Origin of the sequence: Campylobacter showae CC57C (assembly GCF_000344295.2) — a bacterium.
Taxonomy (GTDB): domain Bacteria; phylum Campylobacterota; class Campylobacteria; order Campylobacterales; family Campylobacteraceae; genus Campylobacter_A; species Campylobacter_A showae_B.
Genome location: NZ_AOTD01000262.1, coordinates 1 through 1,981 on the forward strand (window position 1 = coordinate 1; position 1,981 = coordinate 1,981).

The window sequence follows — 1,981 nt, forward strand, 5'->3', positions numbered from 1 at the left end:
CCCCCGCCACGACGTAATCAGCGCCTAGCTCCTGCGCCGCTAGAGCCTGGTCTAAAGAGTGTACCGAAACGCCGATTTTGAGATTTTGCGTCAAACTTGACGCGCAAATGCCGCCGCCTCCCTCTTTATCTGGGCAAACACCGTCAAATTTAACCAAATCTCTCAAATTTATAGCAGACTCGCCGCCTGACGCCATAAATTTAGCAAAAGGTAGATGTAGCTCACTCGCACCAAGCCTGCTTGCGGCGTTTGCGTGAGTATGTAAAATAAGCTGCGTGTTAGAGCCGCACTCAGCGATGATCTCAAGCGTTTTACGGGCCAATTTTTCGTATTCGTCCCCTGGCAAATCGCTCTCCCTGAGCAAAATTTTATCCGCCTTGCCGCTTTGCGCTACGCGCCTAACGTCCGCGAAAAAATCCTCGCTTAAGCGGCGGTTCGTCACCCAAACGAGCTCAAATTTACTAAAACCCATCGCCATTTACCCCAAAAGCTAAATTTTACGCCCGCAAAAGCGCAAAGTCCTAAACGTAAATATGCTCGCTCATCACGGGCTGTAAATTTAGCCCTCGCACGGTGCCTAGTATCTCCTCGACCGAGCGCGCATCGCTGATCTCAAACTGCTCGTCGCCCTTTTTGGCCTTATCCGAGTGCGTCCCCACGCCCGTGCTAACGCCGGCCGAGATTTTGTTCGCGGCGACTGCGATAACGCCGTCACGAAAGCGCGCCGACTCGCGCGTGGAGATCGTGATATTTGCGTACGGTAAAAAGAGTCGGTACGCGCAGATGACCTGAAACAGCGCTCTCTCATCGACGTCTCGCGGGCCGACGTGAGCCTTGTTTATCGCGGGGCGCAGGCGCGGGCAAGATAGCGCGATCTCGGCGTGCGGGTACTTTTGCTGCCTTAAATGCGCGTGTAGCGCGGTGGCTAGCGCGTCCTTTCTAAAGTCGTCAAGCCCCAAAAGCGCAGCAAATCCGACGCTGCGCATACCGCCCATGAGAGCGCGCTCCTGTGCGTGAAAGCGGTAGGCAAACGAGCGCTTGACGCCGCCGAGGTGAAATCTCGCATACGCCGCCGGGTCGTAAGTCTCCTGAAAAACCACGACGTAGTCCGCGCCGCAACCGTGCAAAAACGCATATTCGTCGGCATTTAGCGGATAGATCTCGACGCCGACGTTGCTAAAAAGCCTAGACGCCTCCTTGCAAACCTCGCCGATATAGCCTAGGTCGCTTTTTTTCGCGCTTTCGCCGGTTAGGATCAGCACGTCTTTTAGCCCGCTTTTTGCGATATTTGCCAGCTCCGTCGCCGCCTCGTCCGCCTTTAGCCTTACGCGAGAGATCTTGTTTCGCGAGCTAAAGCCGCAGTAAACACAGTCGCTGTCGCAAAAATTTGAGATATAAAGCGGCGTAAAAAACTGCACCGAGTTGCCAAACTGCCTGCGCGTCCTATCTCGCGCCGCCTGTGCCATCTCGTCCAAAAAAGCGCCGGCAGCCGGGCTTAGAAGCGCTTTTAACCCCTCTATGCTTAGATTTTCTTCGCCAAGAGCGCGCTTTACGCCAAGCGCATCAAATTTCTCGTAGTCGTAGTCCTCTCGCGCGGCTAGCACCCGCCGCATCAGCGTTTCGTCTATGCGCTGCGCGCCGTCAACATACTCCATCACGTCTATATTTTTCAAATATTTCTCCGTTTTTCGTCTAAATTTCGGGCGTTAAATTTGATCGTTTTTTAAAGGCTCGGAGCCATAAATTTTACGCGCCCAGACCCGCGCCTTTACGGCGCTAAAATTAAAAACCGCACGAAATCGTCAAATTTAAAATTCGCAGGGTTTAACGAGGCAAATTTCATCCTCGCCCGCTTTAAATTTGACGCCGTTTTTCATGCCGCTAAATTTAAAGCCAAATTTACTCCAAAAATCCCGTCAGCGGACTCGACGCCCTAGCGCTTTCGCTTATGCCTCCAAGCCCCGATAGATACGCCAGCCTG

Annotated in this window: 2 protein-coding genes; both read right to left on the reverse strand. The window is 53.2% G+C overall.

Going from position 1 to position 1,981, the window contains the following annotated elements:
• Nucleotides 1-478 (reverse strand): thiamine phosphate synthase (locus H740_RS10840; RefSeq protein ID WP_231679359.1); only part of this gene is annotated, 478 nt, incomplete at its 3' end.
• Between the two features lie 43 nt (nt 479-521).
• Complete coding sequence (thiH, locus tag H740_RS10845) at nt 522-1,655, reverse strand: 2-iminoacetate synthase ThiH (RefSeq protein WP_034958081.1); 1,134 nt, start codon at nt 1,653-1,655, stop codon at nt 522-524.
• Nucleotides 1,656-1,981 lie beyond the last annotated feature (326 nt).